This is a genomic window from Algoriphagus aquatilis, assembly GCF_042657405.1.
Classification (GTDB): domain Bacteria; phylum Bacteroidota; class Bacteroidia; order Cytophagales; family Cyclobacteriaceae; genus Algoriphagus; species Algoriphagus aquatilis.
The window spans coordinates 1-25442 of sequence record NZ_JBHSKS010000022.1 but is presented as its reverse complement, the minus strand read 5'-3'; the positions used below and the strand labels follow the sequence as shown (position 1 = coordinate 25442).

At 44.9% G+C, this 25442-nt stretch carries 26 protein-coding genes and 1 pseudogene; 11 read left to right on the top strand and 16 right to left on the bottom strand.

Going from position 1 to position 25442, the window contains the following annotated elements; all coding sequences use genetic code 11:
* Nucleotides 1-2 precede the first annotated feature (2 nt).
* The gene (locus ACFPIK_RS17545) at nt 3-572 is read right to left on the bottom strand and encodes a 5-formyltetrahydrofolate cyclo-ligase (RefSeq protein ID WP_377917661.1); all 570 of its coding nucleotides are present in this window, start codon (nt 570-572) and stop codon (nt 3-5) included.
* Nucleotides 573-678: 106 nt separating this feature from the next.
* Entirely contained in the window at nt 679-2241 is a 1563-nt protein-coding gene (bshC, locus tag ACFPIK_RS17540; RefSeq protein ID WP_377917659.1) for a bacillithiol biosynthesis cysteine-adding enzyme BshC, read from the bottom strand.
* Between the two features lie 190 nt (nt 2242-2431).
* On the opposite strand from bshC, the gene ACFPIK_RS17535 reads away from it, so the two are divergent.
* The 4 genes from ACFPIK_RS17535 (at nt 2432) to ACFPIK_RS17520 (ending at nt 5408) form a co-directional block, all read left to right on the top strand.
* Nucleotides 2432-3667: a M16 family metallopeptidase gene (locus tag ACFPIK_RS17535; protein WP_377917657.1), complete on the top strand. Its 1236-nt coding sequence runs from the start codon at nt 2432-2434 to the stop codon at nt 3665-3667.
* Nucleotides 3668-3669: 2 nt separating this feature from the next.
* The gene (gene ispF / locus ACFPIK_RS17530; protein WP_377917655.1) at nt 3670-4152 is read left to right on the top strand and encodes a 2-C-methyl-D-erythritol 2,4-cyclodiphosphate synthase; all 483 of its coding nucleotides are present in this window, start codon (nt 3670-3672) and stop codon (nt 4150-4152) included.
* Nucleotides 4149-4841 (top strand): tRNA (5-methylaminomethyl-2-thiouridine)(34)-methyltransferase MnmC2, encoded by a 693-nt coding sequence (gene mnmC2 / locus ACFPIK_RS17525; protein WP_377917653.1) that lies wholly within the window; start codon nt 4149-4151, stop codon nt 4839-4841. The genes ispF and mnmC2 overlap by 4 nt, the downstream gene beginning before the upstream one ends.
* A 99-nt stretch (nt 4842-4940) precedes the next feature.
* Entirely contained in the window at nt 4941-5408 is a 468-nt protein-coding gene (locus ACFPIK_RS17520) for a Clp protease ClpB (RefSeq protein ID WP_377917651.1), read from the top strand.
* Between the two features lie 46 nt (nt 5409-5454).
* Here the strand turns inward: ACFPIK_RS17520 and ACFPIK_RS17515 are convergent, their stop codons facing one another.
* The 5 genes from ACFPIK_RS17515 to ACFPIK_RS17495 form a co-directional block, all read right to left on the bottom strand.
* Nucleotides 5455-6114, bottom strand: coding sequence for a phosphatidylserine decarboxylase family protein (locus ACFPIK_RS17515; protein ID WP_377917692.1), 660 nt, complete (start codon nt 6112-6114; stop codon nt 5455-5457).
* A 73-nt stretch (nt 6115-6187) separates the two neighbouring features.
* Nucleotides 6188-7465, bottom strand: a complete 1278-nt coding sequence (locus tag ACFPIK_RS17510) for a Glu/Leu/Phe/Val family dehydrogenase (RefSeq protein WP_377917649.1) — start codon at nt 7463-7465, stop codon at nt 6188-6190.
* 69 nt (nt 7466-7534) lie between these two features.
* Entirely contained in the window at nt 7535-8374 is an 840-nt protein-coding gene (locus ACFPIK_RS17505; RefSeq protein WP_377917647.1) for a phosphatidate cytidylyltransferase, read from the bottom strand.
* Nucleotides 8358-8564, bottom strand: a complete 207-nt coding sequence (locus ACFPIK_RS17500) for a putative signal transducing protein (protein ID WP_377917645.1) — start codon at nt 8562-8564, stop codon at nt 8358-8360. Before ACFPIK_RS17500 ends, ACFPIK_RS17505 begins: the two co-directional genes overlap by 17 nt.
* A complete protein-coding gene (locus ACFPIK_RS17495; RefSeq protein ID WP_377917644.1) occupies nt 8539-9492 on the bottom strand; it encodes a CPBP family intramembrane glutamic endopeptidase in 954 nt (317 codons plus the stop codon). Before ACFPIK_RS17495 ends, ACFPIK_RS17500 begins: the two co-directional genes overlap by 26 nt.
* 37 nt (nt 9493-9529) lie before the next feature.
* Between ACFPIK_RS17495 and dusB the strand changes: the two genes are divergently transcribed.
* Nucleotides 9530-10525 (top strand): tRNA dihydrouridine synthase DusB, encoded by a 996-nt coding sequence (gene dusB, locus ACFPIK_RS17490; protein ID WP_377917642.1) that lies wholly within the window; start codon nt 9530-9532, stop codon nt 10523-10525.
* Between the two features lie 99 nt (nt 10526-10624).
* The gene (locus ACFPIK_RS17485; RefSeq protein WP_377917640.1) at nt 10625-11521 is read left to right on the top strand and encodes a DMT family transporter; all 897 of its coding nucleotides are present in this window, start codon (nt 10625-10627) and stop codon (nt 11519-11521) included.
* Nucleotides 11522-11608: 87 nt separating this feature from the next.
* On the opposite strand, the gene ACFPIK_RS17480 is transcribed toward ACFPIK_RS17485, so the two are convergent.
* From ACFPIK_RS17480 to ACFPIK_RS17455, 6 genes are all read right to left on the bottom strand, one after another.
* A complete protein-coding gene (locus ACFPIK_RS17480; protein WP_377917638.1) occupies nt 11609-12685 on the bottom strand; it encodes a DUF3810 domain-containing protein in 1077 nt (358 codons plus the stop codon).
* A gap of 19 nt (nt 12686-12704) precedes the next feature.
* Nucleotides 12705-13286, bottom strand: a complete 582-nt coding sequence (locus ACFPIK_RS17475) for a NifU family protein (RefSeq protein ID WP_377917636.1) — start codon at nt 13284-13286, stop codon at nt 12705-12707.
* A 74-nt stretch (nt 13287-13360) separates the two neighbouring features.
* Nucleotides 13361-14104: a ThuA domain-containing protein gene (locus ACFPIK_RS17470; RefSeq protein ID WP_377917634.1), complete on the bottom strand. Its 744-nt coding sequence runs from the start codon at nt 14102-14104 to the stop codon at nt 13361-13363.
* 87 nt (nt 14105-14191) lie between these two features.
* Entirely contained in the window at nt 14192-14938 is a 747-nt protein-coding gene (locus tag ACFPIK_RS17465) for a M15 family metallopeptidase (RefSeq protein WP_377917632.1), read from the bottom strand.
* Nucleotides 14935-15699: an SDR family NAD(P)-dependent oxidoreductase gene (locus ACFPIK_RS17460; protein WP_377917630.1), complete on the bottom strand. Its 765-nt coding sequence runs from the start codon at nt 15697-15699 to the stop codon at nt 14935-14937. Before ACFPIK_RS17460 ends, ACFPIK_RS17465 begins: the two co-directional genes overlap by 4 nt.
* 138 nt (nt 15700-15837) lie before the next feature.
* Complete coding sequence (locus tag ACFPIK_RS17455) at nt 15838-16503, bottom strand: heme exporter protein CcmB (RefSeq protein ID WP_287938465.1); 666 nt, start codon at nt 16501-16503, stop codon at nt 15838-15840.
* A gap of 202 nt (nt 16504-16705) precedes the next feature.
* Between ACFPIK_RS17455 and ACFPIK_RS17450 the strand changes: the two genes are divergently transcribed.
* The 3 genes from ACFPIK_RS17450 (at nt 16706) to ACFPIK_RS17440 (ending at nt 21023) form a co-directional block, all read left to right on the top strand.
* Entirely contained in the window at nt 16706-17497 is a 792-nt protein-coding gene (locus ACFPIK_RS17450; protein WP_377917627.1) for a sterol desaturase family protein, read from the top strand.
* 27 nt (nt 17498-17524) lie between these two features.
* Complete coding sequence (locus ACFPIK_RS17445; RefSeq protein ID WP_377917625.1) at nt 17525-19639, top strand: outer membrane protein assembly factor BamB family protein; 2115 nt, start codon at nt 17525-17527, stop codon at nt 19637-19639.
* A 73-nt stretch (nt 19640-19712) separates the two neighbouring features.
* Nucleotides 19713-21023 carry a DEAD/DEAH box helicase gene (locus ACFPIK_RS17440; RefSeq protein ID WP_377917623.1) on the top strand — a complete coding sequence of 437 codons (1311 nt, stop codon included), beginning with the start codon at nt 19713-19715 and terminating at the stop codon, nt 21021-21023.
* A 22-nt stretch (nt 21024-21045) separates the two neighbouring features.
* Here the strand turns inward: ACFPIK_RS17440 and ACFPIK_RS17435 are convergent, their stop codons facing one another.
* Nucleotides 21046-21330 carry a hypothetical protein gene (locus tag ACFPIK_RS17435; RefSeq protein WP_377917621.1) on the bottom strand — a complete coding sequence of 95 codons (285 nt, stop codon included), beginning with the start codon at nt 21328-21330 and terminating at the stop codon, nt 21046-21048.
* 78 nt (nt 21331-21408) lie between these two features.
* On the bottom strand, nt 21409-23364 hold the full coding sequence (locus ACFPIK_RS17430; RefSeq protein WP_377917619.1) for a tetratricopeptide repeat-containing sensor histidine kinase: 1956 nt from the start codon (nt 23362-23364) through the stop codon (nt 21409-21411).
* Nucleotides 23365-23580: 216 nt separating this feature from the next.
* On the opposite strand from ACFPIK_RS17430, the gene ACFPIK_RS17425 reads away from it, so the two are divergent.
* Together ACFPIK_RS17425 and ACFPIK_RS17420 are read left to right on the top strand one after the other, a co-directional pair.
* Nucleotides 23581-24723, top strand: a complete 1143-nt coding sequence (locus tag ACFPIK_RS17425) for an acyl-CoA dehydrogenase family protein (protein ID WP_377917617.1) — start codon at nt 23581-23583, stop codon at nt 24721-24723.
* Between the two features lie 316 nt (nt 24724-25039).
* Complete coding sequence (locus tag ACFPIK_RS17420) at nt 25040-25231, top strand: hypothetical protein (protein WP_377917615.1); 192 nt, start codon at nt 25040-25042, stop codon at nt 25229-25231.
* Nucleotides 25232-25323: 92 nt separating this feature from the next.
* On the opposite strand, the pseudogene ACFPIK_RS17415 reads toward ACFPIK_RS17420, so the two are convergent.
* Nucleotides 25324-25442, bottom strand: a pseudogene (locus ACFPIK_RS17415) (IS1595 family transposase); the annotation flags it as partial.

The window sequence follows — 25442 nt, the reverse complement described above, 5'->3', positions numbered from 1 at the left end:
ATTTAGAAAAATAGCACTTTTTCAGGAGTGATACACATGGTCAATCGCACATCATGTTCCTCAGGAATGATTTGACTTTCTGGCTCGAAAAAGCTAAGCCCCACTTTTATCACCTCAGGAGACAGTGTGGCCAAAAAAGCATCATAGTACCCTTTTCCGAAGCCCACCCTATTTCCATTCTGGTCATAGGCCAAAAGTGGAACAAATACTACCTGCAGTTTATTGGGCGACACCATAATGGATTCTTGGGGAACAGGAATTCCCCATTCGTCTAGGAAAAATGCCGCATCCTTGGGAAGCTTCAGCGTCTCCATCCCTAATTCTTCTTTGAGAACTTGCGAGGTGTAGATTGCCTTTTCTTTATTTTCCAATACCTCTTTTATATAAAAGGTGTTGACCTCATTAAATCGGTCAATCGGGAAAAACAGATGAAAGTGATCCAAATTTGGATTCTCAGTTAACCAAGTTTCCACTTGGCGGCATATTTCCTTGGATTTTTGCTTGACCTGTTCCGAGCTGAGCTTTTTCCTAAGCTGTCTGTACGCAGAGCGTAGTTCCTGTTTGGTTTTCATCAGGATTTAAATTATTTCTTTAATGGCCAGATGGCATTTTCTAAAATTGTTTGAATAAACTTCCTGCCAGATTATATCCAGCTGATCACCTTTCTCCAAGTTGATTTCAGGTAATTTCAAAAACTAACATGTGATAATCAAAAGGATCAAAACTTTCCAAGAAAGCTTCCAAAAGACCAGGATATTCAAGATAAAACTGCATCAGGTTTACCACTCGTTCTTGAGGACTACCTCCAGGTGCACAATATTCCAATACGGTTTTTGCTCTTGACAATTCCACCTCTTGCTTCCGTTCTTCTGCTTTTCTCAATTTTTCACCCATCTGATCCAAAATCTTCAAGCTTCTCACTTTTCCTGCTTCAAAGGCATGGACCAAAGTTGCGTCCAAAGATGAAGTTTCTTTTGCCTTTCTTTCAAATAAGTCCTTGATAATATTTCGCTCAGCCGTAAGGCTTAAATCCAGATCTGACTTTGTTTTAATGAACTCTTTTTTCCAAGATTCATAATCGACAAATAAATCTTCCACAGCCCACTGGAGCTGGTCCATTTTCTTTACAGCCGTTTGATTCAAAAGCAGTGCGAAATTTCTCGGCATTAACACAGGAAAAGGAATTTGGAATCGGTCAAAAACCCTTTTCAATTGAAGCCAGTAAACCACTTCTGCCGGACCTCCTAGGTAAGCAAGATTAGGCAAAATCATTTCCTGAAAAACAGGCCTCAGAACCACATTTGGACTGAATCGCTCAGGATGATTCTCTACCAATGACCTGATTTCGCTTTCAGTAAATCGAAGGTCTGTATTTACCACACTAAACACTTCTCCTACCCGTTCGATCCGCTCCCTTACGCCTTTTTCCAGATAAAACAGGTTGATTTCTCTAGGAAAAATCTGACTCTTATACCCCAACTTCTCCAACTCTTGGGTCGCTTGATGCGCCTTTTGATAGGGATCGTGATCAAATAAATCAGAGAGGATGACGTCTCGGAATTGACCTTTTAGCGAAGAATCATTCCCATCCACTACCAGCAATCCTTCTTTTCCAAATAAATCATTTACGTACTTTCTGACTGCCTCACTTAAGGTTTTGCTTTCTGAATATGCCTTTTTGAAAAGATCAGGAGCGAAACTCACGCTCTTCATAAACTCTTTGAAAGTAGCATCCAGCTCAAAATCGCCCACAGCACCCGATTGATTCGTTTGCCATTGGTATTTTTTTCCGTCTAATTTGAAATAATTGATCTCATCGAAATCATGATCTTCAGTAGCCATCCAATAGACCGGGACAAAATGATAATCCGGATAAGCTTTTTGAAGGCTTTTAGCAAGGTTGATCGTGGATACGATTTTGTAAATGAAATAAAGTGGTCCGGTAAACAGATTGAGTTGATGTCCGGTAGTTACGGTAAACGTATTGGGCTTTATTAAGGAGGAGAGGTTTTGCTGTGAAAGTTCAGAGAGCTCTAGACCTTGATAGTGCTTTTCTAGCACATCTGCCAAAATTTCTCTTTTTTCCGAGGAGAAAGACTTAGCCCTGATCGCATCTTTAAAGCTTTCAATGTTGGGAGAATGGGGATAAAAAGGTTTGAGCTCCTCCCTACCTTTAATATAGTCTAAGAAAAAAGAGGAAAACTGTCCTGTTTTACTCAGGTCTACGCGGTGTTTTTTCATCAGATTGGGCGAGAAGTATGTTTGGGAAGTCTAACTTAGCGATCTGAACCAAAGTTCGGTTTTTTTTGTAAAAATCAGGACTTCTTACATCAATGGCAGGAGTAAAGGTTTGTGAAAAAATCTTCTTTCACGAAAATTCAACCCAAACAAAATCCTGCTTCCCTAACTTATTTTCGTACCAATATCACCAATGCTCGACTACCACCGCTTTTACTTGGATAATGGACTGGAAGTAATCGTCCATGAAGACCACAGCTCAAAAATCGCCGTCTTCAACCTGCTGTATAAAGTAGGATCCAGATTTGAAGAAAGAGGGAAAACAGGGCTGGCGCATTTTTTCGAGCACTTGATGTTTGGCAGTTCGGCCAATGTGCCGGTTTTTGACCGAGAACTGGAGCGAGTTGGTGGTTCATGCAATGCCTTCACAAGCCCTGACATCACCAATTACTACATGACGTTGCCTGCCTCAAATATCGAAACGGCCTTTTGGCTCGAATCAGATCGGATGCTACAGCTCACTTTGAGTGAAAAGACCATCGAGACTCAGCGGAAAGTAGTCATGGAGGAGTTTAAGCAACGTTACCTCAATCAGCCTTACGGAGATGTATGGCATCACATGAGGGGCTTAGCATTTGAAACTCACCCCTACCAGTGGCCTACCATTGGAAAAGATCTTAGTGACATCGAAGGATACACCCGAGAAGATGTTTGGGATTTTTATAAGAAAAACTACCATCCTGGCAATGCCATCCTCGTCGTGGCGGGAGATGTCACAAAAACCCAGATTGAGCTACTTTCCAACAAATGGTTTGGCCCCATACGAGCTCAAGCCACAAAACATGTTTCTATTCCAAAAGAGCAGCCTCAATGGGCGAAGAAAACCAAAGAAGTAGCTGCCAAAGTGCCAACAGATGCCTTGTATAAAACTTATAAAATGCCTGAAAAAGGCGCTCCGGGTTACTTGGAGGCTGACCTGATCAGTGATTTGATGGGCTTTGGAAAGTCATCCCTTCTGGAGCAGCGATTGGTAAAGAATGGAAAAATCTTTGCCTCCGTAGGTGCTTACATCACCGGTTCGGTAGATCCGGGACTCCTCGTTTTCTCTGGCAAAATGGAGCAGGGGATTTCGGCAAAAGCAGCTGAAAAAGCCTTGGATGAGGTCATTGAAGAATTTCTGTCTCGGGAAATCACCGAACTTTCCCTTCAAAAAATAAAAAACCAAGGTGAGGCGATGAAGACCTATGAGAACGTACAACTCCTCAACCGCGCCATGAATTTGGCATACTATGCACATTTGGGTGACCCGGGTTTATATTGGCAGGAGTTTGAAGACAAATCAAAGCTCACCGCTCAGGAAATCAAAACCTGGGCAAATCAACTTCTCAAAGAAGATCAATCCTCTGTGCTATACTATCAATCAAATTAATCATGACTCCATTTAGAATAGGTTTTGGATATGATGTCCACCAGTTGAAAGAAGGCTATGAATTTTGGCTAGGCGGAATTAAAGTAGATCATGTCAAAGGTGCTGTGGGCCATTCAGATGCCGACGTGCTCATCCATGTGATTTGCGACGCCCTACTTGGAGCAGCCAATATGCGAAATATCGGATACCACTTTTCGGATAAGGACCCAAAATACAAAGGGATTGACAGTAAGCTTCTCCTGAAGGAAGTCATGAAAATGATCCGGGAAGCCAGCTACGAAGTAGGTAATCTAGACTCCACCGTCTGTCTCCAAGTACCCAAGCTCAACCCACACATTCCTTCTATGAAAACCTGCCTAGCAGAAGTTATGAATGTGGCTGAAGATGCCATTTCTATCAAAGCGACTACTTCTGAATGGCTGGGATTTGTGGGAAGAGAAGAGGGTATTTCTGCTTACTGTACCGCATTGATTTACAAAGTATGAGCACTCCAGTAAAAATCATCACCACCGAGGACGGTTCACACTCACTCTATCACGAGGGCCTTCAGGAGACTTACCACAGCTTTCATGGAGCCTATCGAGAATCCATTCACGTCTTTATGATCTATGGCTTGGATTCATGGCTGGCAAGAAACCCAAGGAAATATCCCATTCGGGTTTTTGAAGTGGGTTTTGGCACTGGTCTCAATGCATGGCTAACTTTAGTCTGGGCAGAACAAAATCAGATTCCAGTTCTTTACCATACTATTGAGCCTTTTCCGCTGGAAAAAGAGATCTACTCCCAACTCAACTACATCGAGCACGACCACAGCATTTGGCATTACCACAAATATTATGAAGCGCTGCACCAATTCCCTTGGGGTGAAGGTGGTCCTGTATCTGAGTACTTTAATATGAAAAAAGACCAGGCCACACTCGAGGAAGTACAGCTTTACCCCTCAGATGTGGTGTTTTTTGACGCATTTGCTCCTAGTAAACAGCCTGAGTTGTGGAAAAAAGAAATCTTAGAAAAAGTGGTGGAGAACATGCGTCCGGGAGGACTTTTCACAACCTATTGCGCGATGGGCCAACTGAAACGGGACCTGAAAGAACTGGGTCTGGAAGTCCAAACACTTCCGGGACCTCCTGGAAAAAAGGAAATGACAAGAGGGTGGAAGAATAGTGATCGGTAAGAAGTGATCGGTAACTAGTGTTGAAAACTGAGACTGAACACGGATTACTGAAAACTATTTTGGCTTGTATTTTGCAAAAGTCAGCACAAACGATTGGTTATGCTGACTTTTATTTTTACGCTTTTTATCTCTTTATGGCAGGCAGACAGTATCGAAAGCGCTAAGCTGCAGCGGATGATCGAGGAGCGAGACCTACTCCATACTCAATGGAAGGCTTCTGAAAGTAAGAAAACGGGCATTTTTGGAAACAGAACCAAGAAGGACATGATCGAGACCAACGAATGGCTGCAACGAATCCTGATCAAAGATAATCAGATCATGGAAGAGCTAAGAATGCAGGGTACCATAGAAAAAGTCACCATCACCCAAGAAAAAGAGGACTACAAATCCATTGCAATCAAACTTGAAAAAGAGGGCCAAATCCTGAAAAGAGCTCTGGCTGAAAAAGATGCTGAAATCGAAAAAAAGATCTCCGAAAAAAGACCATTTGAATGGCTCAGTCTAATCTTTTTTGTCGCTTCAGTTGGCTTGGGCACTTGGATATACCGCATCAAAAAGGCCTCCTGATAATTCAGAAGGCCTTTATTTTATCGTAATCCCAAGATTGATTCAACTATTTTAATCTGGCAATCGGTGTACGGGCACCTTTGGTCACTTGATCCAGGTGACAAAGGATTTCGGCATCAAGGGGAAGGTAGAGATCTACTCTGGAACCAAACTTAATAAATCCAAACTCTCCACCCTGCTCAAGCGGGGAACCCTCTTTCACGTACCATTTGATCCTTCTGGCCAAAGCTCCGGCGATCTGTCTGACCATGATTTTGTTGCCTTTAGTGTCTTTGATTACCATCGAAGTCCGCTCATTTTCTGTACTGGATTTAGGATGCCAAGCTACCAGGTATTTACCGGGATGATATTTGAAGTATTCCACTACACCTTTGACCGGGGAACGGTTCACATGTACATTGATCGGAGACATGAAAATGGATACTTGCTTCCGCTTTTCTTTCAAATACTCATCCTCCACAGCTTCTTCGATCACCACTACCTTGCCATCAGCAGGAGCAAATACAATCCCATCTTCCTGAGGAGCTTCAAAAACTGGATTTCTGAAAAACTGAAGCACGATCAGGTAAAGAATCACGCTGACCAAAATGGAAACATTCATTAAGAGCCTTTCCTCAGGCAAATAATAATATAACAGGTAATTGAGCCCGGCGAGGATGAGCATCATCCAAAACAAAAGCACTCTTCCTTCTTTATGTATTGTCATCATACGCTTTTCATTAAAAAGGCGTGGAGAAACTCTCCCCACGCCCAAAGTTAACTTTTTCCCCTGAATTGGCTTAGAAACCTCCTCGGAAGGTATAGGTCTTTGCAACTTTATCTATCGCTACGATGTAGGCAGCAATCCTCATCGGCACATCATATTTCACTGAGGCCTCATACACATGGTCAAAGGCATCCTTCATGATTCTATCCGAACGACGGTTTACCCGGTCAGCAGTCCACTTGTAGCCAAGTCGGTTTTGCACCCACTCAAAATACGATACTGTCACACCGCCTGCATTTGCCAAAATATCCGGCACAGCCATGATTCCTTTCTCGTTCAATATCGCGTCAGCTTTGGCTGAAGTCGGCCCATTGGCACCTTCCACGATTAGCTTGGCTTTGATTTTATCTGCATTGGCGATCGTAATGACGTCCTCCACAGCAGCAGGTACAAGCACATCCACTTTCAAAGTCAACAGGTCGCCTGCATTTTCCATTTTATCACCTCCGGCAAAGCCTTCCAAAGTACCATTATTGGCATCACGGTAAGCAATTGCCTCCACGACATTGATTCCTTTTTCATTATAAAAAGCTCCGGTATGGTCAGAGATTGCTACAACTTTGAGACCTCTTTCTTCCAGAAGTCTTGCTGCCCAGCTACCCACATTTCCAAATCCCTGTACAGCGCAGGTAGCTTGGAAAGGATTGATTTTCAACTTTTGCATCGCTGCCAAAGCCGATACCATCACCCCTCTACCTGTAGCTTCTGTTCTTCCAAGAGATCCTCCCAAAACCAAAGGCTTTCCGGTAACCACTGCAGGCACCGTCATTCCGTGTGCTTTGGAATATTCATCCATCAACCAAGCCATTTCTCTAGGCCCTGTCCCCATGTCTGGTGCAGGAATATCTTTATCAGGACCAAAAACATCAATCATTGCCATGGTATAGGCGCGCATCAAACGCTCGATTTCCCCTTTTGACATCTCCCGGGGATTACATCTTACTCCTCCTTTGCCTCCTCCATAAGGGATATCCACTACGGCACATTTCCAGGTCATCCAGGCAGCAAGGGCCCTTACTTCATCCAAGTGCACGTCAGGAGCAAATCTAATCCCGCCTTTAGCAGGCCCGAGAATGTTGGAGTGAATGACTCGAATCCCTTCAAAAACTTGAATCTTCCCATTGTCCATCGTGATGGGCAAGGACACAATCACCTGCTTGGCAGGATTTTTCAGCACATTGTACACCTCATCAGACAAGCCGAGTTTCTCTGCGGCAATGTTGAATCTCTCCATCATTGACTCCAAAGGATTTTCTCTATCCTTAATCGGAGCCGGTTCTAGGTAAGCCATATTGGGTTTTTTTAATAAAGTGAACTGCGGTACAAACTTAATCAGTTTTTCAAAGAGAGCCCCTTTGAGTTAGAAGATTTTCAAAAAGGCAGTGATAAATGGGGCTGAAAGTAACAATCCGTCAAAACGATCCATAAATCCACCATGACCGGGAAGCCCCTTTCCTGAGTCTTTGATTTCAATCGATCGCTTAAATAAGGACTCAATCAAATCTCCATACGTACCGGCAATGATAATGATACCCGCTATCACCAGCCACTTCCAATCGGCTATCACCGTGAAGTACTGAGAGATCACAAAAGACACTGCAATGGCCGAGAAAGCACCTCCCAAAAATCCCTCCCAGGACTTCTTAGGCGAAACTCGTTCAAACAGTTTGGTCTTGCCAAACTTGGTTCCTGCAAAGTAAGCTCCCGTATCACTCGCCCATAAAATCAAGAGACATCCAATCAAAATCTCGTAGTGGTATACGGCATCCACTGAGAAAACGGCCAAGTTGAGCAAAGAAAAAGGTACGGCTACATAAAAAATTCCCAAATAGGTGAAGGCCACACCCGTAAATGGCTTTTTATCCGTCTTTTTATAGAGCTTGATGAAAAAGGTCAATGAAACGAGCGGGAATATCAGGTAGAGGTATTCGTGGGAAAGACGCTCTTTTTCAATCATAAACGTCAATACGAAGATCATCAAACCCAAAAAGGTCCCAAAGCTCTTCAATGGAAGCATGCCATCGAGTCCGGAAAGCTTATAAAACTCCATTTGGGAGAAACCTAAAATTCCGGCAAAAATCAAAAAATAGGTCCAGTCGGAATAGATAGACCCCAAAACCACCACCAATCCTCCAATCAAAGCAGTGATAGCACGCTGAGCGAGATTGCTGTAATTATTGATATTAAAACTCGATCTCATGCTGTATCAATTGGAGGGCAGGGATAGCCTGATCATTTGGAACTAGAACTTGGTAAGTACCGAGTACTTGGTACACAGTTTCTTTTTTGTTGAGCACTACGGCAGGCACTCCTTTTTCTTCCAACACCCCCTTCACAATCTCTGCACGTATTTGATTCTGATCCTCAAAGACCCTTATCCAATTTTCCATCTTCCAACGTGTTGACTTTTTTAAAATAAAGGAATCCAAGAATAAGAACCAAGAAACCTGCTATTGCCGCCGGATAGGAAACCGAATCAGTGGATTCCAGATCAAAATCAAAAAGGCCTTGATTGGAAAGGTACACGACCACCACTGTCAGTGAATTATTAAAAATATGTGCGATAATCGGAAAAAGTAAAGAGCCTGAATAATGGTACATGTAACCGAAAAGTGCGCCTAAAAATACTCTTGGCAAGAACCCATAAAACTGCACATGGATCGCTGAGAAGATGATTGCAGTGATCCAAATTCCCCAATGCGGAGATTTAAAATAGCCTTGCATCTTGGGCTGAATCAATCCTCTGAAAAACAGCTCCTCACCCACACCTGCAAAAACCCCAATCACCAATATGCCCGTCAATAGCTCCGGCACACTCTGAAAGTCTGTCAGAAACTTGGTCAGCTCCATCAATTGGGTTTCCATTTCTTTCATCCAGGTTTCGATCCCTGCCATTACCTCCGGTAGCTCCAGTTGAGCATTCAGATAAACCAAAAGACCGTTGAAAAACATGCCTCCCAAGGTCATCAGCACAATTAAACCAAGATTTTTCCCATTAAACCGTGCCCTTTGAATATCCCAATGCAACTCTGCCTTTTCTATAAATCGGATAATGAGCCAAGAAGCTGCCCAAAAACCAATTCCCGAACCCAACCCCTGTGCAAAAAGCATCGCCATTCTCCCATTGGGCACATCGTAATTACCGGAGATTAAAGACATAAAGTCTTCTAAGGAAATGTTAAAGAGTGAGGGAATAAATGCCACTGCCAATCCCTGAAGCAAAACCAACACTCCAAATGTGACTAAAACAATGACTACCAGGGACAAAAGCCAATTGTGGCGTTTGGCTATTTCGGCTTGAGTTTCGTAAATCTCCATATTTGGGCTAAATTTACGTCAAATTTAGAATTGCGAAGTGGTTAAGATTGGAAATATAGAGTTGGGAGACTTTCCTCTCCTTCTCGCCCCCATGGAAGATGTGAGTGATCCACCTTTCAGAGCGGTATGTAAGCAAAATGGGGCAGACCTCATGTACACCGAATTTATCAGCTCCGAAGGACTCATCCGCGATGCTGCCAAAAGTGTCCAGAAACTGGATGTCTACGACTACGAGCGCCCGGTAGGCATTCAAATTTTTGGTGCGGAAATCGAATCCATGCGCGAAGCTGCTGCCATAGCAGAAGCTGCCGGACCGGATATTCTAGACATCAACTACGGCTGTCCTGTGCACAAAGTAGCTTGCAAAGGTGCTGGTGCGGGTATTCTCTTGGATATAGACAAAATGGTATCCATGACAGCTGAGATCGTGAAGCGGGTCAATATTCCCGTGACCGTCAAGACTAGACTTGGCTGGAGCCACGACACCATCCGAATCGTAGAGGTGGCTGAGCGCCTTCAGGACGTTGGTATTCAGGCCATTTCCATCCATGCCCGCACACGTCAGCAGATGTACAAAGGTGATGCGGATTGGTCTTACCTCAATCTGGTCAAAGACAATCCAAGACTTCATATCCCTGTGTTTGGAAATGGAGATATCGATTCTCCCGAAAAAGCAGCAGAATACCGCGCCAAATACCAGGTGGATGGAATGATGATTGGCCGTGCTTCGATCGGATATCCATGGATTTTCAACGAAATCAAGCATTATTTTAAGACAGGTGAAAAACTCCCAGCGCCGGATTTGGCTGAACGGATCGCAGTGACCAAAAAGCATCTGGATTTCTCCATCGAGTGGAAAGGTGAAAAACAAGGGATCCTGGAAATGAGAAGACACTACACCAATTATTTCAGAGGCATGCCCAACTTCAAGCCATTTAGAACGGAGATGGTCACCGCAGAGACCTACGAGCAGGTGAGCGAAATATTGGAGCGAGTTGCCGAGGCCTATGCTGATTATGAATTTCAAAACTGAAAATAACCGAACCTCAGAAAATTAAGCTCTGAGGTTCTTTTTTTACCCCAATTCTCTGACAGAATTGTTTCCTTTGCAGACCCAATCACCACCCCGAAAATGAGCACCACCACTTCTGAAAATAGCCTGAAAAACTGGTCCCTATTGGTGATTCTGACCCTGATTTGGGGCACCTCCTTTATCTTGATCAAGCGTGGATTGGAAGTGTTTAGTCCCGGAGAGGTAGGCGCCTACCGAATGGTGGCTGCGGCAAGTTTGCTTCTGCCTCTTTCGCTGCCACGAATCAAGCACCTGAACAAAACCCAGGTAAAAAACTTGCTCTTGGCCGGAATGCTCGGAAGTTTCATCCCTGCCTTTCTTTTTCCATTAGCCCAAACCCAACTCAGCAGTTCGCTCACAGGGGTACTCAACGCGCTTACTCCATTATTTGTAGTGTTGGTAGGTGGTGCCTTTTTCAATACCAAAATTACGAATAGAAACGCCATCGGATTGGTCATTGCCTTTGTTGGAGTGGTTATTTTGGTCGCCTACAAAGAAAGTGGTGGATGGGATTCTCTGGCCGGAATCAATGCTTATGCGCTGTTTGTAATCGCAGCTTGTATCTGCTACAGCTTTAACCTTCACGTCATCAAAACACGATTTACGAAACTCAAATCCATCGAAATTTCATCGATTTCTTTACTGATGATTTTGCCCTTGGCCTTGATTTACCTCTTTGCCGGAACAGATTTTTCGTACAAGCTGGCTACCCATCCGCAAGCTTGGGAGGCTTTGGGCTATGTCACCATATTAGGGATGGTAGGCACTGCTGCAGGTCTAATCCTTTTTAATATCATGGTAAAAAGTGCAAGTCCCTTTTTCGCCAGTTTAGTGACCTACACCATCCCAATTGTAGCGATCATGTGGGGAGTACTGGATGGAGAAGTGTTGCTCTTTGGCCACTACATCGGGATTGCCGCGGTGATATTGGGCGTATGGGTAGGAAATAAAAAGTAAGCCTCGAGTTCACTTTTCTGCCAAAATTCAATAAGATCATTTTTTCGGAAGGATTACATGCTGCTGGAATTGGCTCGAAAAAAGATGTTAATCCTCCAAATTCATTCTTTTTCTCCATGCAAATGCCAGCATCGGCAATTGTTGGTAAGAATTGATACCTGCTTTCACTCCCTGGGTCTTTAGAAAAATATCATTGGACTTTCTACTCAGTTCTAAAGAAAATGGTTTAATAGCCTTAGCAGCTTCCTGCAGCGAGACCAGATCATTCTTGACACCGATAGAAAGGGACTTATACCACGTCTTAAACTCCTCTGGGGCCATTCGGTAGTAGTCTCTCATCTGGTATTGGAGCAAACGAAGGTGTCCGGAGTACCTCAAAAGCGGATCATCAGAATTGGTACAGATCACCCAGGCGATGAAGTTGGCTTCGCCCTCATCAGTCACTCCATAACTATGGGCCATTTCATGCGCGATGGTAAAGGGCTTCTCCAATGGGTGAAGTGTCGGGTCGATGTAGCTTTCTCCTGTGAATGGAAAATAGATGCCCAAAATCCCCATTTTACGCATAAAACCCGGAGGAGGAAATTGCTTGGTCCGAGGTCTACCGGTAAAATTAAGACCCAGAATCTCCATGTTTTCGCTCATATTGGCACGGACAAGATCCTCCAAATCCGGATAATCCATGATCTCTGTGATCGCCAACGAATCTGTTTTGATCTGCTTTCGATATTGCTCCACCAGGCGATGGGTAATCTTTACCTCAGCTTCCAACTGTAGGAGATTCAATGATTTCGGTTTGAGTGAGAGTTGCTGGAAGATGGGGGTCCGCTGATAATTGTACCCCCAAAGGATTAAAAAGAAAAAAACCAAGGCCCCTACTCCGTTGGAAGTTGCCTTTACCGTGTATAATGTTCTGGATTTCCACCCCTGCCTTTTTGCGAAGCGAAAAAAGAAAAGTCCAAAAATCAATAGCAATATCAGGACAAACAGGTAGACACTGGGGAATGGCAAATGCCCCAGTGTCATATCCACTACATTACGAATTCCAGGAAAAAACCTCCTGGAGTAAAGCTCGTCTGTGGCCTCGGGATTTTGAATGGCAAAATACCGGATGACCAAAGCCAATACTCCCAGGAAGGCCCAGGACCAGTCTCTTTTGCCCATAAATGGAGGTTTAGCTCGATTAAATTCCTTCCGCCTGCACTTCCTTCACTTCAGGAAGCATACGGGTAAGCAAGTTTTGAATACCCGCTTTCAAAGTTACTGTGCTTGATGGACAGCCAGAACAGGAACCCTGCAAAAGCACTTTGACCACTCCTTCATCGAAAGAATGAAAAACGATAGCACCACCGTCTTGCTCGACAGCAGGTCGGATGTATTCGTCTAGGATTCCTTTGATTTTTTTGACGATCTCTGAATCGTTTTCATTGAAAAGGGGGTCTTTCTCAAAAGTAGCCTGAACAGCCTTTTGACCTGACTCTAGGTATTGCTTGATGTGGTCTCTGATGATGGTCTGGATTTCGGCCCATTCTACCTCCTCCGACTTGGTTACAGTTACAAAATTGGAAGCAATAAATACACGCTGAACTGCAGCGAAATTGAAGAGTTCCTTGGCAAGCTGACTGTTGGTCGCACTTTCGGCATCCGGATAATCAAAACTGACTCCCTCATCCACCAACACAAAGTTGGCTACAAATTTTAAAGAATTGGGATTTGGATTGGCCTCCATGTAGAGGTGAACGGGACGTGCTTGTGCTTTGAGCATGGTATTCAGGATTAGTTGTAGGGAAAAACCAAAAAAGGCTCCGGAAGTTCCGAAGCCTTAGATTTTTTAACCAATTACTTTGGCAATTTTCCTTTGGCAGCATACCATATCCCACCATAGACATGCTTGAGGAAGTCAGCATCTTCCCATACTTCATCCACGTGACCTAGCGCTGTGTAAAAAACTCTACCTCCGTCAAACTCATGGTACCAAGCCATCGGGTGGTTTGCCCCCATTGCTTTGGCTGGCTCATAGGTAGACTCGTCCGCATTCAAGAGTACTTTGATATTGGGATTGATGTTTCTGAATTCATACAATTCATCCGTCCAAAGCCAATTTTCAGGCAAGTGCCAAGTTGCCGGATGATTTTTGTCCACCACTTGTAATCGCAGCGTCTGATTTCTTGGATGGGCTAAAAAGTACCCGCCGATCAATTGGTTATACCAAGGCCATTCGTATTCGGTATCGGTAGCAGAATGGATACCCACTACGCCTTTGCCACTCCGGACAAACTTTTGGAAAGCAGCTTTTTGAGCCTCATTGAAAATGGTACCTGTGGTGCTCATCAGAACTACCACATCGTATCGGGCAAGATTTTCATCTGTAATGTGATTGGCATCTTCCGTGGTGTGTACAGAAAAGACATGCTTTACACCAAGTTTTTTGATAGCCATAATACCATTGGGGATGGACTGATGCCGAAAGCCGGCTGTCTTGGAGAAAACCAAAACTCGAAACTGACCGCCCTGCTGGGCAAAGGCTGTAACACTGATCAAGAGTGCCAAAGCAAAAGTGAAGAACGCGGATTTTAGATTCATAGGTATTGGGTTTTTGATTTCGAATTTGGAATATCGGATTTCGGATTGAAAGAACGTTGTTCTGACCACTAAAATCCATCAAAGGAATTACTTGATCAGTTGGAATTTTTCTCCCGCTTCTTTTCGTGAAAATGCATTGAAATGCCACCATTCACTACCTATTCCTGTAAAACCTGCCCCTTTCATCACTTTTCTGAGGATCTCACGGTTGGCTACTTGAGCTCGGGTGATTTTGCCTTCTGCGAGCATCTGTAGCTCTCGGTCTGGATAGGCAGGGTAGCCAAAGTAATCATAAGCCGTCCCCATATCCAATGGCTTTCCAGATTCCGTATCAAAAATGGTCAAGTCTACAGCTACGCCAAAGTTGTGCAAGCCTCCGATTTTTGGATCAGAGACATACAAAGGCTTGATGCTGTCCGGCTTGTCCAGATCATCCCAAAGGATCTGCTGTACACTCAAAGGCCGCACCCCATCGTACACCAACAAGGTCAAATTGGGATAATCCTTCACTAAGGCTGCTTGAGCCTTGCCTAGCATCTCCGCAACGATCGGCTGCAGGTAGCAGCGCACATGGTCACCATACACATCTTTGCCAAAAAAATTATCGGTTGTCGAGTATTTCAGTTCGACTTTGATCCCGGGAATGACTTTCTCAATGTCTACCAAACCCTGGGCTTTCAGCGTCTGCTCCAACTCAGGTAAGCTTTCCACATTTTCAGCTTCACCCCTCTCAAAAAGCGCATCGCGTTGCTGCTCGGAAAAGGTCTCCTGATCACTTTTTGGCGAAGAACAGGCAATTGCCAATACGACTAGAATCAATGGAGTTTTTCTCATGAGGGCAAGTTCTTTTTAACCAAAGTAGCAGCAGCCTGGGCAGTAGGAAGCACCACGATATCCGCCAAAACGACGTGAGAAGGTCGATTCACCACAAACTCCACAATGTCTGCAATATCTTGAGCGACTAAGGGCTCAAAGCCTTGGTAGACAGTCTCGGCGCGTTTCTCATCCCCTTTGAACCTCACCAAAGAAAACTCAGTCTCTACCAATCCGGGATGAATGCCGATTACTTTGATCCCAAAAGGATTCAAGTCCATCCGCATCCCCTTGGTGATTGCATCCACGGCATGCTTGGAGCCGCAGTACACATTTCCATTAGGATACACTTCCTTCCCTGCGATCGAACCGATATTGATGATCATCCCCGATTTGCGCTCGGTCATGCCGGGGATAATCGCTTTGGAGACGTACAAAAGGCCTTTCACATTGATGTCCATCATAGCATCCCAGTCATCGAGGCTCCCTGTTTGAATAGGGTCAAGTCCGTGGGCATTTCCGGCATTATTGATCAGCACATCGACTGCAGCCCAATCCGCTGGAAGATTACCGAGAATTTCCCCGACTTTCTCTCGATCACGCACGTCAAATACCAAAGGATAATACCGAACTCCAGCAGGTATTTCTTTCTCTAATTCATCTAATCGGTCTTTCCTACGACCAGTTGCAATGATATCAAAGCCCATTTTGGCTAGCGTGATTGCGGAGGCTTTTCCGATCCCGGAAGTGGCTCCGGTGATCAGGGCGATTTTTGTTTTCATGAGGTTAAAGATAAGAGGATTGAGAGATTAGGAGAGTGTAAGATTTAGAGATTGGGAAAGGAAATACAAGATTCCAGGATGAAAAAAGTTGATTTCTTCTTTCCCTCGTAAATCAAAAATCGTAATTCGTAAATCCCCTCAGCTTCTCCACAAATAGGGAAACAAAATATAAGCTGTCACACCGACGATCGCATTGATGGCCAAAAGCGTGACCAATTTGTCCACACTTACACTCCAATCCAAGCCATCCAAGGCATTTTTGGAAATACGAATAGCCATCAGCAGAATCGGAATAATCACCGGGAAACTCAGAATCGCCATCAGTGTGGCATTATTCCCTGCCTTGGAAGCGATCCCACTTACCATGGTCAAGCTGGCCGAAAAACCCACCGAACCCAAAACCAAGTTGAGCAAGAAAAGCCCTTGATCCTGCACGGGATTGCCTAGAATGACCGAGAACACTCCGTAGCCCAACAAGGCCAAGATCAACGTCAGCCCGGTATTATAAAAAATCTTCGAAAGAATAATCGACTCAGGGGAAGCGATCATGTAGTAGTACAATTGGCGGCCTTGGTGCTCCTGCACAAAGCTTTTGGCTACGGCATTCACAGCAGAGAAAAGGATGATGATCCAGTAGAGTGCGTTCCAAGTGGGAATGGAGAGGTTGCCCATTTTGGCACCCACGCTGAGGTAAGTGATGAAAACTGCCGAAACCACGTAAAGCAGAATCCCATTCAGGGCATATTTCTGCCTCCACTCGAGGGTGATTTCCTTTCGGACCAAAACCGAGATTTCCTTCCACATAATCCAAAGGTAGATACTTTTTTTTGCCACAAAGACTCAAGGGCACGAAAGGATTTTTCTGAGATAGATTTTCATAGCGAAAGCTTTAAAAAAAAGAAGACCTACCTAAATCAGTGATTATCCGTGTAATCTACGAGACTATAAGCCTAATTTGGATTAGAATAGATTCTCTGATTAACTTGAGAATCTTCAATACAAGATTATGATTTGGGATGATTTCTTGATCAGGTGGACCAGAATTGCCAGTAATGTTACCTTTCGCTATTTCCTGATTGCGGGTGTAGCGTTCTTTCTTTTCTATTTTATTCTAAATGGAGTTTTGGCCAATCGGAAGATGCAGGCCAAGTTTCCTAAGCTCAAAGATTACTCGCGAGACATCACCTATTCGCTGATTACCATTCTCATTTTCGCGACGATGGCAGCGGTGGTTTTTGTTTTGTTGCGTCCATACACGATGTATTACCGAGACGTGGAAAAATACGGCTGGACCTACTTTTACCTCAGCTTTCCCTTGATGTTTTTGATCCATGACGCCTATTTCTATTGGGCTCATCGAATAATGCACCATCCTCGGCTTTTCAAAGCCATACATAAAGTCCATCATCAATCGACCAATCCTTCTCCTTGGACAGCTTATGCTTTTCATCCTTTTGAAGCGATAGTCGAAGCGGGGATTATTCTGGTATTGGGATTTGTGCTGCCGGTTCATCAGGCCGCATTTGGTTTATTCATGCTGTTTCAGTTTTCCTACAATGTCTATGGACACTTGGGGTATGAGCTTTATCCCAAAAACTTCCAACGAACCTGGATCGGAAAGTGGATTAATACGGGTACTGCCCATAACCTGCATCATCAGTATTTCCATGGCAACTATGGGCTTTACACCCTGATTTGGGATCGCCTATTTGGTACACTCCGAGAAGATTATGAAAAAAAGTTTGATCAAGTGACTCAATCCACCGCCGAGCCAAAAATGGAAAAGCACCTTGCCTGAGTAAATCGACCTTCAAAATTCACCCAAATGACCTCCTCCAACTCTTTGATTGCTGCAGCCTGCCTTTTGGCTTTTTCTTGTGTAGAAAAAACATCAGAAATCGACTACACTGACTGGTCGCATTATGGCGGTCCTGTGGACGGTTCGAGGTATTCGGCTTTGACCCAAATCAACAAAGAAAACGTCGCTCAACTTGAAGTCGCTTGGACCTACCACACGGGTGATGCGACGGAGCGAAGTCAGATTCAATGCCAACCCATCGTGGTCAATGGATTATTGTATGCTACGACTCCCAAGCTGAATGTCTTTGCTTTGGATGCAGCCACCGGTGAAGAAGTCTGGCGATTTGATCCCTTTCAGATTTTAGGAGGAGAAAATTCATGGGCAGGTACCAACCGTGGAGTGAGTTATTGGGAAGAGGGCGAAGACAAGCGGATATTATTCACGGCAGGCAACTGGCTGATGGCGGTAAATGCCCTCACCGGAGAGCCTATTTTGAGTTTTGGGGATCAGGGGAAAGTGGATCTGAGAAAAGATCTCGACACCGATTTAGAGGATTTTTTACTGACTTCGAATTCGCCCGGAGTAGTTTTTGAAGACAAGTTGATCCTGGGGATGCGGCTTTCCGAAGGGCTCGATGCCGCTCCGGGACATATCCGAGCCTATAATATCAAAACCGGCAAACGGGAATGGATTTTTCACACCATTCCGCAGGAAGGTCAAGCAGGCTATGAAACCTGGGACCCAAAACATATCCGACAAATCGGCGGAGCCAACAACTGGGCAGGAATGACCGTGGACTATGCCCGAGGAATTGTATATGTGCCGACGGGTTCGGCCACTTATGACTTTTGGGGTGGCTATCGCACGGGAGATAACTTGTATGCCAACTCACTTTTGGCCTTGGATGCGAGAACAGGCAAGCGGATCTGGCATTTTCAGGCAATTCATCACGATGTATGGGATCGGGACTTCCCCGCCAATCCCAACCTGATCCGAATCCAAAAAGATGGAAAATGGATCGATGCCGTAGCACAGATTTCCAAGCAGGGAATGACTTATGTATTTGATCGGGAAAGCGGTGAGCCGATTTGGCCGATCATTGAAACTCCAGTGACCCAAAGCGTGATGCCGGGAGAGGTCAGCTCCAAAACCCAGCCGATTCCCTCCCTTCCCGAGCCGTTTATGAACATGGTTTATGGGGAAAAAGACATTCTCAATCTGACTCCGGAATGGGAAAAAGACATCCGTAATCAACTGGCCAATGGCATCATCGGAGACACTTGGGCACCTCCACATCCTGAGCAACCCATCGTGCTCTTCCCCGGAATGGACGGTGGCGGAGAATGGGGTGGGGCTTCCTTTGATCCCGAAACTCAAACGATGTACATCAATGCCAATCAGATCCCTTGGCTGATCACCATGACACCCAATGCCAATTTTGATAATGCAGGTTTATCGATCTACACCAATTACTGTGGCAATTGCCACGGACTGGATCGAAAAGGCAACCCGCCTGCATTACCGAGTTTACTGGGATTAAAAGATAAATACACGACAGATTCATTAGATCAATTGCTTCGAAAAGGTCGTGGTGCCATGCCTGCCTTTTCTCATATCTCAAAAGAAGAAAGAGGAATCCTGATAGACTATTTGTTAGGAAAAGCCGATGCAGGAGACAAAAAAGAATTGGAAGCCGAGAGCGCCAAACTCTACCCCCGCTACTACATGAAAGGCTATCAGCGACTCACCACCAAAGAGGGAATCTATGGTTCCAATCCGCCTTGGGGGCTATTGACTGCCATTGATATGAATACCGGTTTGAAGAAATGGCAAATTCCCCTTGGAAGTATCGATTCATTGAAAACGATGGGATTTGAAAATACAGGCATAGAAAATTATGGCGGACCTGTAGCAACGGCTGGCGGCGTGCTGTTCATTGCTGCGACCAAGGATGAGAAAGTCCGTGCATTCGACAAGGAAACCGGCAAACTCCTCTGGGAAGCCCAACTCCCTGCAGCAGGACATGCTACTCCGGCGGTTTATGAGAAAAACGGAAAGCAGTACCTCGTCATCGCCTGTGGAGGAGGCAAAGGTACCAAGAGCGGGGATGCCTACGTGGCTTTTGCCCTACCTGATTGATCAAATCATCCCGATGATCGTGTGAAGGAAAATTAGTCTGCCTTTAAAAATTCCAAAAGGCTACCTTTGCCCCATGTCTACCCCTCAAAAAAGCCAGTCGGAGATTCTTTCCAAATTGGGAATTCAACAACTGAATCCCATGCAGCTCGCTGCAACACAAGCCATTGAATCCTCCAATGAGATCATTTTGCTTTCTCCGACAGGAACTGGGAAAACGTTGGCTTTTCTCCTTCCGCTGATTCAAGAGCTGGATCCGACGTTGGACGAAATCCAATTGGTGATCATCGTGCCTTCCCGGGAACTGGCGATCCAGATCGAGCAGGTCATGCGGGAAATGGGGACCGGATACAAAGTAAATGCTGTCTATGGAGGAAGGGCAGGTTCCAAAGATCGGATCGAAATCAAGCACAGGCCTGCAGTCTTGGTAGGTACACCTGGAAGGGTCGCCGATCACCTGAGAAGGGAAGCTTTTGAAACCGGTTTTATCAAAACACTGGTACTGGATGAATTTGACAAATCCCTTGAAATCGGCTTCGAAAGTGAAATGATGGATATTCTTCACCTTCTACCACGAGTGAAGAAAATGATCCTCACCTCGGCTACCTATGGAGTGGAAATCCCTCGATTTGTAGGGTTGAAAGCACCTGTAACTATTGATTTTTTGGAGGAAAAAATCTCCCAACTTCAGATCAAAAAAGTACTTTCCCCCACCAAAGACAAGCTCGAAACCCTTCTTGATCTGCTTTCGCACTTGGGCAATCAAAATGGGATCATCTTTTGCAATTTCAAAGATTCCATCGAGCGCGTGAGTGATTTTCTGAGCGAGCATGAGATTTCCCACGGTACATTTCATGGAGGAATGGAGCAGACAGACCGTGAGCGCTCCTTGATCAAATTCAGAAACGGGACCCATCAGATTCTCTTGGCTACCGACTTGGCGGCGAGAGGAATCGATGTGCCGGAGATTAAGTTTATCATCCATTATCACCTCCCTGTCAGAAGCGAGGAGTTTATCCACCGAAACGGTCGGACTGCCCGAATGAACAGTGAGGGAACAGCCTATGTCCTGCACTATGAAAAGGATTCGCTTCCGGATTTTATCGGAAATCTCCCTGAGGAAAAACTCATCCCATCCCCTCTTCCCTATCCTTCAGAGTGGTCCACGCTTTTTGTGTCGGGAGGACGAAAAGACAAAATCTCCAAAGGCGATATCGCAGGCCTGTTTTTCAAGCAAGGTGGACTTACAAAAGAGGGCCTTGGGATCATCGAGCTGAAGACCGATTGTGCGTTTGTGGCCGTAAAAACCAGTATGCTGGAAACCCTCCTTCCCAAAGTCAACAATTTGAAATTGAAGGAGAAAAAAGTAAGAGTAACGTTGATCTAGGCCTTTTCTGGTTCATTTAAGACTATTTCTCCCCTTTTTTCATCGCCTCCACCTGTAGCCTGATTAGGTCCAATTGGTCTTGAGTATGGTCCTTTTGCTTGGCTAAGAAATCCACCTGATCAGAAAAATACCTGGATCGCTCCAACTCCATCTCTACCAATCGCTGCAGATCGGCAATCCGCGAGTAGTGCATTTTATTCTCTTTTTGGTAGCCTCTGGAAATTAAAAAATGCAGGGTAATTACCCCTAGCAGCACCACAAGGAACAATAGAATGATCAACGCATCAAAAAGCCAGAAACCCGACATAGCACAACAAAAACCAAAACTAGGTCAATCCGACATCCCAAGGAATACGGCAAACAACCTATTCAGCTGCTGACTAAATCAGTTTTTTTCTTTCGAACCGGACATTGGCCAGGTAAGCTTCACCGTGGTGCCTTGTCCCAAGCCGGACTTGATCTCCACCTTACCTCCCAATTCTTCGGCTCGCTTTTGCATGTTATACAGCCCGTTTCCGAGTAGAATCGTCCCTTGGTCAAAGCCTTTTCCATTGTCATGAATGGTAGCGACAAGGTCCTTTTTGGTCGCGTGAAACTTGATCTGCACCTGTGAAGCCTCCGAGTACTTTACCGCATTTTGCACGGCTTCCTGGACAATTCGCAGCACTTGGATGCTGTCACTTGACGCCAATAAGGAATGGGAATCGAGATTTTCTGCCACCTCACAGTCAAAGTGCATGGACGACTTGGATTCACGTGCCTTTTGGACGTAGTCCTGAATACGTAACATTAGCGAATCCCAAGTCACCTGCCCACTGTTCATCGCCCAAATGGTATCCCGTAGTTCGGTGATGGTCTGCTTGGTAAAGCTGGCGATGGTATCATATCGTACCGTCAGCTGCTCCTTGATCGGTTCAAAATACTTGAGGTTTTCGATCGCCGAGATAATAAAGGTGAGTTGTGCGCCGATGTTGTCATGCAGATCACGGGATATCAGCATGCGCTGCTCTTGCAGTTTGTTTTGGGTTTCGAGTTGTGCCAACGCAGTTTTCAACTCATCTTCTTGCTGGAGCTGACGATTTTTGAGTTTTTGCTGCTTGTACAGCAAATAGCCCACGACTGCCAATATGAAAGCCAAGCCCAAGGATCCAAAAATGAGTAAGTTTTGATTGCGGATTTGAAGCTGCTGCTCGGCGATTTGCAAGTCCTTCAGCTCGGTTTGGTATTTGGTTTCGAGTTCGGCGACCACCTCTTTGGATTCTTTTTCAACCTTACTTCTAAGCGTCTGCTGATAGAGATTGGAATAATACCGCGAGCTGTCCGCCTGACCCAAGGCAGCATAGAGTGATACCAGTTCGAAGTAGGGAAACAGTACATCTTCCTCCGAACCTTGCTCCTGGAAATTGGCAGCGGCTGAAAGCAAGAGCGGCTTTGCTTCTCTGAATTTACCTTTGGCATTCAAGGCAGATCCAAGGGCAGTCTCCAAGGCTGCAACTTCGTATTGGGTATTGACTTGTCTGGCTACGATCAAGCCTTTTCTGGCGATTTCCTCCAGGTTATCCAAGTCCCCTTTTTCCAACAAAAACATGGCATAAATCCGATAGGAAATCGCCTGATTCATGGGGTCCTCAAGCTCGGTGGCCTTAACAATGGCTTTTTGGAAATAGGATTCGGCCAGATCAAATTCTCCGAGATACTTATACACCGTACCGAGATTATTGTAAGTCCCGATGACAGATCGGAAATCCCCCAACTCCTCCCGAATAGTGATCGCCTGCTCGTAGGCCTGCTTGGCTTTTTGGTAGTCTGGGAGATTTTGATAGATCACCCCGAGGTTGTTAAGAACGGCGGCGGCATTGAGCTGAGCGTTGGATTTTTGGAAAACAGGCAAGGCTTTCAGGAAATAGGCGATTGCTGAATCGGTTTGATATTCGCGCTGATAGATAAATCCCAAGGCATTGTAGGATTTGGCCATGCCTAAAGAATCCTTGATTTCTTCTCGGATTTTCAACGATTGGAGGTAGAGTTTCTTAGAGGCTTGGAGGTCTCCTTTTTGTAAAATTCCGCTTCCCAAGTCTGAGTAAGCCTGAGCAAGAATTTTGGGATCTTTGGCTTCCTCTGCTTTTTCGACTGCCTTTTGTCCAAAATAAATCGCAGAATCCAAGTTGATCGCAGCATACTGCCATCCGAGCTCTCCATACATATTGGCCAACTGATCGGCAGGAAGCTTTTCCTGAACCCTAACCAGCAAGCTATCGATGATTTTGCGTGGGGTTTGGGCCCTTAGATGGTTTAATGAAAAAGCCAGAAACAGGATCAATGGAATCAATCTATGGCGCATATGGATTTTTATTTTCAAAGCTTATTAAAACAAACAGATCAGGAAGTAACGGGCCTATCTACTTCTTGAAATTAAATAAACTGAATTTTTTTCGAATAAAATGCAGTAAAAACAATTCACTTACAGGATTTTATTTGGGAGTATCCATTTGCCAAAGCCGAACCAATTCAAAAACTTGGAGTTTGAATAATCAGATATAAACCCAATTAGTAACCCATGTTAGATTTTGAACTGAATGAAAATCAGCGGATGATCGGGCAGATGATCCGGGATTTCGGTGCCAAAGAGATTACCCCTTTTCGAAAAGAATGGGACGATCAATCCTTTTTCCCCTTGGAAGTATTCAAAAAACTCGGAGAGCTAGGCCTGATGGGCGTGCTGGTCCCGACAGAATATGGTGGTTCGGGCTTTGGCTATTTCGAATATGTCACCGCCATTGCCGAACTGGCAAAGCTCGATCCCTCCGTGGGTCTCTCGATGGCCGCGCACAATTCCCTCTGCACAGGGCACATCCTGATGTTTGGCAATGAGGAGCAAAAGCAAAAATACCTTCCCAAACTCGCCACTTGCGAGTGGCTTGGCGCTTGGGGTCTTACTGAACCCAATACAGGCAGCGATGCAGGTAACATGCGTACCGTCGCCAAAAAAGAGGGAGAATACTACGTGTTAAACGGGGCTAAGAATTTTATCACTCATGGCTGTTCGGGCGATGTGGCGGTAGTCATTGCCCGCACCGGCGAGGTGGGAGACAGCCACGGGATGACGGCGTTTATCGTAGAAAGAGGAACTCCGGGCTTCCAAGGAGGCCGCAAAGAAGACAAGCTCGGGATGCGTGCTTCTGAGACAGCAGAAATGATCTTCGAAGATTGCCGAATTCACGAAAGCCAAGTGCTCGGCGAAGTCGGAGCCGGCTTTATCCAATCCATGAAAATCCTGGATGGAGGCAGAATCTCCATTGCAGCCCTTTCCCTTGGCATCGCAGAAGGAGCCTTGGAAGCGTCGATTACTTATTCCAAAGAGCGCCATCAGTTCAATAAGCCGATTTCGAGTTTTCAGGGGATTTCCTTCAAATTGGCCGATATGGCCACACAGGTAGAAGCGGCCCGATTACTGACTTTCAAAGCTGCAGATCTTAAAAACAAAGGGGAAAAAGTAACCCTGGCAGGAGCTCAGGCCAAGTACTACGCTTCGGAAGTAGCGGTATCGGTAGCCAATGAAGCTGTACAAATATTTGGAGGCTATGGCTTTACCAAAGACTATCCGGTAGAAAAATACTACCGAGATGCTAAGCTCTGCACCATCGGTGAGGGTACCTCTGAAATACAGAAGCTGGTGATTTCCAGAGAATTATTACGCTAAAAATCAAAAAATCCCGAGCTCTCGCCCGGGATTTTTCAATTATATCCAGATCATCTTTATCTCTAATCTCCTTATCTCTATTCACTCATTTCCTCATCACCTCCTTAACCGGCTTAGTCGATATTTTTTGCCAGATCAGCTCGCCTACTTTAATCTACCGCCTGCAAAAAAAACGCCTTTCCTGTAATTATCATTAAAATTAGTAGACTAAATATTGCGTCGACATCTAGTTAAACTTAACTTAGTTTCAACTTCAAAATGAAGCTGTTTTTGTCCAAAAGCTTTTTAATTAATTCTAACTCTTTAAAAAAAAACTATGAAAAAAGTATTCTTCGGACTGGCGTTTTCGGGATCAGTCCTCATGTTTAATCAAGGTGCGAAGGCACAGGCTTCGGTACCAGGAGAAGGTGGAGAAAAGTGGGTATGTTGTCAAGTTAGTAAGGATATTTCATGTACTGACATGGAAGGGAACGCACATTATGGCACTGAAAAGAAGGCTAAATGCTAACTAGGAAAGCTGGTTATCTCAATAAGTGAAGTTTATCTGTAGTGAGATCTTTACATGTTGAGATAACCTCTTTTCATTTTTGAATAATATGATTATCCGCAATCATACCAGTATGGGTAAACCGAAGCAATGATGAGTCGGTCAAACAGTTTTTGACCAAAGTATCTTCTGTTGAGCTTGTAGCAAAACTCATCCAGGTAGTTCTGCATCA

Bases quoted from the DNA above. Each gene is read 5' to 3' on its own strand.
- ACFPIK_RS17545 (WP_377917661.1), bottom strand. From the start codon at position 572: ATGAAAACCAAACAGGAACTACGCTCTGCGTACAGACAGCTTAGGAAA.
- bshC (WP_377917659.1), bottom strand. From the start codon at position 2,241: ATGAAAAAACACCGCGTAGACCTGAGTAAAACAGGACAGTTTTCCTCT.
- ACFPIK_RS17535 (WP_377917657.1), top strand. From the start codon at position 2,432: ATGCTCGACTACCACCGCTTTTACTTGGATAATGGACTGGAAGTAATC.
- ispF (WP_377917655.1), top strand. From the start codon at position 3,670: ATGACTCCATTTAGAATAGGTTTTGGATATGATGTCCACCAGTTGAAA.
- mnmC2 (WP_377917653.1), top strand. From the start codon at position 4,149: ATGAGCACTCCAGTAAAAATCATCACCACCGAGGACGGTTCACACTCA.
- ACFPIK_RS17520 (WP_377917651.1), top strand. From the start codon at position 4,941: ATGCTGACTTTTATTTTTACGCTTTTTATCTCTTTATGGCAGGCAGAC.
- ACFPIK_RS17515 (WP_377917692.1), bottom strand. From the start codon at position 6,114: ATGACAATACATAAAGAAGGAAGAGTGCTTTTGTTTTGGATGATGCTC.
- ACFPIK_RS17510 (WP_377917649.1), bottom strand. From the start codon at position 7,465: ATGGCTTACCTAGAACCGGCTCCGATTAAGGATAGAGAAAATCCTTTG.
- ACFPIK_RS17505 (WP_377917647.1), bottom strand. From the start codon at position 8,374: ATGAGATCGAGTTTTAATATCAATAATTACAGCAATCTCGCTCAGCGT.
- ACFPIK_RS17500 (WP_377917645.1), bottom strand. From the start codon at position 8,564: ATGGAAAATTGGATAAGGGTCTTTGAGGATCAGAATCAAATACGTGCA.
- ACFPIK_RS17495 (WP_377917644.1), bottom strand. From the start codon at position 9,492: ATGGAGATTTACGAAACTCAAGCCGAAATAGCCAAACGCCACAATTGG.
- ACFPIK_RS17485 (WP_377917640.1), top strand. From the start codon at position 10,625: ATGAGCACCACCACTTCTGAAAATAGCCTGAAAAACTGGTCCCTATTG.
- ACFPIK_RS17480 (WP_377917638.1), bottom strand. From the start codon at position 12,685: ATGGGCAAAAGAGACTGGTCCTGGGCCTTCCTGGGAGTATTGGCTTTG.
- ACFPIK_RS17475 (WP_377917636.1), bottom strand. From the start codon at position 13,286: ATGCTCAAAGCACAAGCACGTCCCGTTCACCTCTACATGGAGGCCAAT.
- ACFPIK_RS17470 (WP_377917634.1), bottom strand. From the start codon at position 14,104: ATGAATCTAAAATCCGCGTTCTTCACTTTTGCTTTGGCACTCTTGATC.
- ACFPIK_RS17465 (WP_377917632.1), bottom strand. From the start codon at position 14,938: ATGAGAAAAACTCCATTGATTCTAGTCGTATTGGCAATTGCCTGTTCT.
- ACFPIK_RS17460 (WP_377917630.1), bottom strand. From the start codon at position 15,699: ATGAAAACAAAAATCGCCCTGATCACCGGAGCCACTTCCGGGATCGGA.
- ACFPIK_RS17455 (WP_287938465.1), bottom strand. From the start codon at position 16,503: ATGTGGAAGGAAATCTCGGTTTTGGTCCGAAAGGAAATCACCCTCGAG.
- ACFPIK_RS17450 (WP_377917627.1), top strand. From the start codon at position 16,706: ATGATTTGGGATGATTTCTTGATCAGGTGGACCAGAATTGCCAGTAAT.
- ACFPIK_RS17445 (WP_377917625.1), top strand. From the start codon at position 17,525: ATGACCTCCTCCAACTCTTTGATTGCTGCAGCCTGCCTTTTGGCTTTT.
- ACFPIK_RS17440 (WP_377917623.1), top strand. From the start codon at position 19,713: ATGTCTACCCCTCAAAAAAGCCAGTCGGAGATTCTTTCCAAATTGGGA.
- ACFPIK_RS17435 (WP_377917621.1), bottom strand. From the start codon at position 21,330: ATGTCGGGTTTCTGGCTTTTTGATGCGTTGATCATTCTATTGTTCCTT.
- ACFPIK_RS17430 (WP_377917619.1), bottom strand. From the start codon at position 23,364: ATGCGCCATAGATTGATTCCATTGATCCTGTTTCTGGCTTTTTCATTA.
- ACFPIK_RS17425 (WP_377917617.1), top strand. From the start codon at position 23,581: ATGTTAGATTTTGAACTGAATGAAAATCAGCGGATGATCGGGCAGATG.
- ACFPIK_RS17420 (WP_377917615.1), top strand. From the start codon at position 25,040: ATGAAAAAAGTATTCTTCGGACTGGCGTTTTCGGGATCAGTCCTCATG.